Source organism: Leifsonia aquatica H1aii, from assembly GCF_000633535.1.
Taxonomy (GTDB): Bacteria; Actinomycetota; Actinomycetes; order Actinomycetales; family Microbacteriaceae; genus Leifsonia; species Leifsonia aquatica_A.
The window spans coordinates 1-5,038 of sequence record NZ_AYMR01000031.1 but is presented as its reverse complement, the minus strand read 5'-3'; the positions used below and the strand labels follow the sequence as shown (position 1 = coordinate 5,038).

General features: G+C 69.6%; 6 protein-coding genes. 5 read left to right on the top strand and 1 reads right to left on the bottom strand.

The genetic code is table 11. The annotated features are described in order from the left end of the window. The first annotated feature begins 123 nt into the window (after positions 1 to 123). Entirely contained in the window at positions 124 to 603 is a 480-nt protein-coding gene (locus tag U870_RS0119960) for a nucleoside deaminase (protein ID WP_025159132.1), read from the top strand. Positions 604 to 631: 28 nt separating this feature from the next. Here U870_RS0119960 and U870_RS0119955 read toward each other — a convergent pair whose 3' ends face one another. Continuing rightward, positions 632 to 1,543 carry a CPBP family intramembrane glutamic endopeptidase gene (locus tag U870_RS0119955; protein WP_025159131.1) on the bottom strand — a complete coding sequence of 304 codons (912 nt, stop codon included), beginning with the start codon at positions 1,541 to 1,543 and terminating at the stop codon, positions 632 to 634. Positions 1,544 to 1,739: 196 nt separating this feature from the next. On the opposite strand from U870_RS0119955, the gene aqpZ reads away from it, so the two are divergent. The 4 genes from aqpZ (at position 1,740) to U870_RS0119935 (ending at position 5,015) form a co-directional block, all read left to right on the top strand. Continuing rightward, positions 1,740 to 2,522 carry an aquaporin Z gene (aqpZ, locus tag U870_RS0119950; RefSeq protein WP_025159130.1) on the top strand — a complete coding sequence of 261 codons (783 nt, stop codon included), beginning with the start codon at positions 1,740 to 1,742 and terminating at the stop codon, positions 2,520 to 2,522. Positions 2,523 to 2,620: 98 nt separating this feature from the next. Next, entirely contained in the window at positions 2,621 to 2,824 is a 204-nt protein-coding gene (gene cspE / locus U870_RS0119945) for a transcription antiterminator/RNA stability regulator CspE (protein WP_021760779.1), read from the top strand. A 165-nt stretch (positions 2,825 to 2,989) separates the two neighbouring features. Beyond that, positions 2,990 to 4,345 (top strand): glutamate decarboxylase, encoded by a 1,356-nt coding sequence (locus U870_RS0119940; protein WP_025159129.1) that lies wholly within the window; start codon positions 2,990 to 2,992, stop codon positions 4,343 to 4,345. A gap of 67 nt (positions 4,346 to 4,412) precedes the next feature. Beyond that, a complete protein-coding gene (locus U870_RS0119935) occupies positions 4,413 to 5,015 on the top strand; it encodes a TetR/AcrR family transcriptional regulator (protein WP_025159128.1) in 603 nt (200 codons plus the stop codon). Positions 5,016 to 5,038 lie beyond the last annotated feature (23 nt).

The following is a 5,038-nucleotide window of genomic DNA, read 5'->3' as shown; positions in this document are numbered from 1 at the left end:
CGAATCCCTCGTGGCGCACAGTGCATGTGAACGACGAACTGGTTGAGACAGTAGGAGAAGCCCTGGCGAGAGCCGGGGCTTTCTTCGTTCCCCCTCGCGCGGACCGGGGCTTAGGCTCGGGGCATGACCGATGACTCCGTCGATTCCGTGCACCTGCGCCGTGCGATCGCGGTCGCCGATGCGGCCCGCGCTCACGGCAACCATCCGTTCGGCGCGATCCTCGTCGGTCCCGACGGGTCTGTCGTCCTGGAGGCCGAGAACACGGTCGTGACCGAGCGCGACATCACCGGTCACGCCGAGACGAACCTGGTCCGGCTCGCCGGGCGCACCCTCCCGGCCGATCAGCTGCCCGGCTGCACGCTCTACACGTCGTGCGAGCCGTGCGCCATGTGCTCGGGCGCGATCTACTGGTCCGGAATCGGCCGCGTGGTCTACGCCCTGCCCGAGGAGGCGCTGTACGCGATGACCGGCGACCACGCCGACAACCCGACGCTCGCCCTGCCCGCCCGCACCGTGCTGGCCGCCGGCAGCCGCGCGATCGAGGTCTCCGGTCCGCACCTCGAGACCGAGGCCGCGGCCTCCCACGCGGGCTTCTGGGCCTGACGCGGAAACGCGGGACCTGGTTCCGCGCTCAGCCGACCCGGAGCTGCTGCGTCGGCGGCTTCAGGCCGTAGGCCGCGTCACGATCCACCCGTCCGCGGACGAAGATCAGGGGCACGAGAGCGAAGATCATGATCGCGAAGTTCGCCAGTCCGGCGACACCGGCCAGCGGCCCCGGGTGCATCGCGCTGCTCGACGTGTCGACGCCGCCCGTCAACAGGAAGAGGCTCGGATCGGTGGAGGCGTGCAGCAGGATCGGCCAGATGAGGTTGCCGGTGACCCGCAGGGCCGCGTACATCACGAGCCCGAACGCGAACGTGTAGACGACGGTGAACGCCACCGCCAGCAGGCTCTGGCCGGTGAGCACATTGCCGGAGTGCAGCGCGGCGAAGATGAGGGACGAGAGCAGCATCACGCTGCGCTCGCCGTAGCCCGCCCGCCGGAGCAGGTTCACGGCGAAGCCCCGGGTCAGCACCTCCTCCGCGAAACCGATGAAGAGGCCCGAGACGAGCACGGCGACGACCGCTCCGGCGTCCCACGCGGCATAATCCGCGCTGAGGAAGCGCAGGAGGTTGAAGACGACGACGATCCCGACGCCGATCCACATCCACCACGAGCCGCGGATCGGCTGCCGTCCGAACAGCTGCTTCAACCAGCCGAGGGAGACCGCGAAGACGACGAGCAGGACGCCGCCGACCAGGATCGGGGCGCCGAGCGCGATGAAGGTGCTGATGCCGTCCGCGAAGAAGTCGTGCTTGTCGACCAGGCCACCGAAGGCGAGGTCGATCAGGATGCCGGCCAGCTGGTACAGCCCGTAGTAGACCGCCGCCACCAACAGCGCCTTCCACCAGCCGCCCCGGTTCCAGAACCGCCGCCATGGCGATCCGTCGGCGCGGTCGGGCGTCCGGCCGACCTGGTCCTGGTGCTGCTGCTCCGTGCTCACGGGGCTCCCTTTCCTCGTGTCGTGAGCCGGTCGGCTCAGGACACACTCTAGGGGCGGCCGGTGAATCAGCTGGGCCGGCGGCAGCACCATGCTGTGACGCTCCGTCACATTCGCTGCGAGCCCGCCGTGCGTTCGCTACCGTGACCGTGGGAGCCTCCTCCCGATCGACTCGAGATCACACCCGCCTAGGAGAGCCATGTCCGAAACCGTTCCGCCCGCCACCGTCTCGGCGGCGCCGCCCGCCCCGGTCGCGCCGACCCTCGGCGCCCGTCTCGCCGCGGAGGTCGCCGGTACCTTCGTCCTCGTCTTCGGTGTCATCGGCACCGCCCTCTACGCGGCCGGATTCGCCGGCGGCGAGGGCGGCCTCAACGTCGGGTTCCTCGGTGTGGCGCTCGCTCTCGGTCTGAGCGTCGTCGTCTCTGCGTACGCGTTCGGTCCGATCTCCGGCGGGCACTTCAACCCGGCCGTGACGCTCGGCCTGGCGATCGCCGGCCGCTTCGGCTGGAAGGACGTCGTCTCGTACATCGTCGCCCAGATCGTCGGCGGCATCCTCGCCACCTCCCTTCTTGTCGCCATCGCCGCCGGAGCCCCGGGCGGCTTCCTCGCCGCCGCTCAGAAGGGCGGCTTCGCCTCGACCGGCTGGGGCGAGCTCTCGCCGGGCGGCTTCCCCCTCCTCTCTTCCCTGCTGATCGAGATCATCACCACGGCGGTCTTCGTCTACGTCATCCTCGGCGTCACCAGCACGCGCGCCGCGGACGGCTTCGGCCCGCTCGCGATCGGCCTCACCCTCACCCTGCTCGCGCTCATCGCGATCCCGGTCTCCAACGCCTCGTTCAACCCGGCGCGGTCGATCGCGACGGCGATCTACGGCGGCCCGACGGCGCTCGGCCAGCTGTGGCTGTCGATCGTTGCTCCGATCGTCGGAGCGCTCATCGCGGGGGCCACCTCGAAATTCTTGTTCGAACGAACCCGCGCGTGATCCGGCCGGATCGCGTATCGTAGTTCTCGCGCTTTCCGTAAGCAGCTCCGGAACGGTTCCGGCGGCGTCGGTCATCGCAGATTGAAAGAAGACAAACGATGGCAACTGGCACCGTCAAGTGGTTCAACTCCGAAAAGGGCTTCGGCTTCATCGCCCCGGACGACGGCTCGGCCGACGTGTTCGCTCACTACAGCGAGATCACCGGCAACGGCTTCCGCAACCTGGAAGAGAACCAGAAGGTCGAGTTCGAGGTGACGCAGGGCAACAAGGGCCCGCAGGCCTCCAACATCCGCGCTCTCTGAGCCTCTTCGAAGCGCCCCGCCCGATTCTCGGACGGGGCGCTTCGTGTTTCCCGCGTGCGGGCGCGGCGTCCGTTGCCGTGACTCCCGACCCCCGTTAGCATCGGCCTGGTCAGCTCCCCCATCCCGCCGCCCCGCGGGCCCGTGGGAGCGCGAGGAGGCATGGCCATGGCGCAGGAGCGTTTCGTCCACCAGGGGTCCGACGCCCCGGCGTACACCGGCAGGCTGTCGCGCCAGAGCCCGCCCGACCGGCTGCCCGACGAGCCGACCGCCCCGGGTGACGTCTACCGGCTCATCCACGACGAGCTCCTGCTCGACGGCAGCTCGCGGCTCAACCTGGCGACCTTCGTCACCACGTGGATGGAGCCGCAGGCCGAGGTCCTTCTTGCGGAATCATTCGACAAGAACCTGATCGACAAGGATGAATACCCGTCGACGGCGGCCATCGAGCGCCGCTGCGTCGCGATCGTCTCCGACCTCTTCCACGCCGAACCCGGAGACCCGACGGGCACGTCGACGATCGGCTCCAGCGAGGCCGTCATGCTCGCCGGCCTCGCGCTCAAGTGGCGCTGGCGGGCGCGTCGCGGGCTCACGTCCGGAGACTCGCCCAACCTCGTGCTCGGCTCGAACGTGCAGGTCGTCTGGGAGAAGTTCTGCCGCTACTTCGAGGTGGAGCCGCGGTACCTCCCCGTCGAGAAGGGCCGCTACGTCATCACGCCCGATCAGGTGCGGGCCGCAGTGGACGACGACACGATCGGGGTGGTCGGGATCCTCGGCACGACCTTCACGGGCGAGCTGGAGCCGATCGCGGAGATCTGCGCGACCCTCGACGCCCTGGCCGACGCAGGGGGTCCGGACGTCCCCGTGCACGTGGATGCGGCGAGCGGCGGCTTCGTCGTGCCGTTCCTGCACCCCGAGGTCGAGTGGGACTTCCGCCTCCCGCGGGTGGTGTCGATCAACGTGAGCGGACACAAGTACGGCCTGACCTATCCCGGTATCGGATTCGTGGTGTGGCGTTCGCCGGACCACCTCCCACCCCAGCTGGTGTTCGACGTGAACTATCTGGGCGGTGAGATGCCGACCTTCACTCTCAACTTCTCCCGGCCGGGCAACCAGGTCATCGGTCAGTACTACAACTTCGTGCGGCTGGGCCGGGCCGGGTACACCGCCATCATGTCGACGTTGCGGGACACGGCGATGCGGATCTCCGCAGGCTTGGCGGAGGAGCCGGAGCTGAGCGTGCTGACCGACGGGTCGGCCATCCCGGTGATCGCGTTCGAGGTGGAGGAGGACGCCGCGTTCACGGTGTTCCAGGTCTCCCACGAATTGCGCGCCCGTGGCTGGCAGGTGCCGGCGTACACGATGCCGGCCGACGCCCAGGACGTCGCGGTGCTGCGCATCGTCGTCCGCGACGGCTTCAGCGTCGAGCTCGCCGACGCCCTCGTGGCCGACGTGCGCGCCGTGTGCGCCGAGCTGCGCACCGGAGACCCGGGCCGCATCCCGAAGACGGCGTTCGCGCACTGACGCGCGGTCCGCGGAGGCGGCCTCCCTCACATTGCACTTTCAGCTAAAGGGTGCAAGATTGCACTTCGTGAGCGAGAGTGCAATGTCGACGCGGGAGCGTCGCAAGGAGGAGACCGCACGAGGTCTGCGCGTGGCGGCCCGGCGGCTGACCATCGAACGCGGGCTCGCGGGCTTCACCGTGGAGGAGCTCTGCGACGAGGTCGGCGTCTCCCGCCGCACCCTCTTCAACTACTACGCCTCCAAGGAGAACGCCGTCATCGGCATCCCCGTCGACCTCGACGAGTCCGGAGCCGCCGAGCGGTTCCTCGCCGAAGGCCCGCGCGGCATCGAGCACCTGCTCGACGACCTGATCGCCCTCAATCTCGCGCGCTGGGACTACGGCGGCCTGACCGTCGACGACATCCGCGAGCTCCTGCGGGCGGTGGAGCGGGAGCCGCGGCTCGCCGCCCACATGCTGAAGATGGCCGGGGAGGGCGAGCGCGAGGACATCCTGCTCGTCGAGCGCCGCGAGGGACTGCCCTCGGGCGACCTGCGCGCCGCCGCCGCAGTCCAGCTCGCGGGCGGACTCCTCCGGGCCAGTGCCGAGGAGTTCTTCCGGCCGGAAGGCTCGGACGACCTTCCGGCGATCATCCGGCGGCGCATCGATGCCGTCCGCGAGCTCTTCGCCTGACGCCCGCCCCCGACTCCACCGCC

Coding starts and splice junctions, on each gene's coding strand:
- U870_RS0119960 (WP_025159132.1), top strand. CDS start 124: ATGACCGATGACTCCGTCGATTCCGTGCACCTGCGCCGTGCGATCGCG.
- aqpZ (WP_025159130.1), top strand. CDS start 1,740: ATGTCCGAAACCGTTCCGCCCGCCACCGTCTCGGCGGCGCCGCCCGCC.
- cspE (WP_021760779.1), top strand. CDS start 2,621: ATGGCAACTGGCACCGTCAAGTGGTTCAACTCCGAAAAGGGCTTCGGC.
- U870_RS0119940 (WP_025159129.1), top strand. CDS start 2,990: ATGGCGCAGGAGCGTTTCGTCCACCAGGGGTCCGACGCCCCGGCGTAC.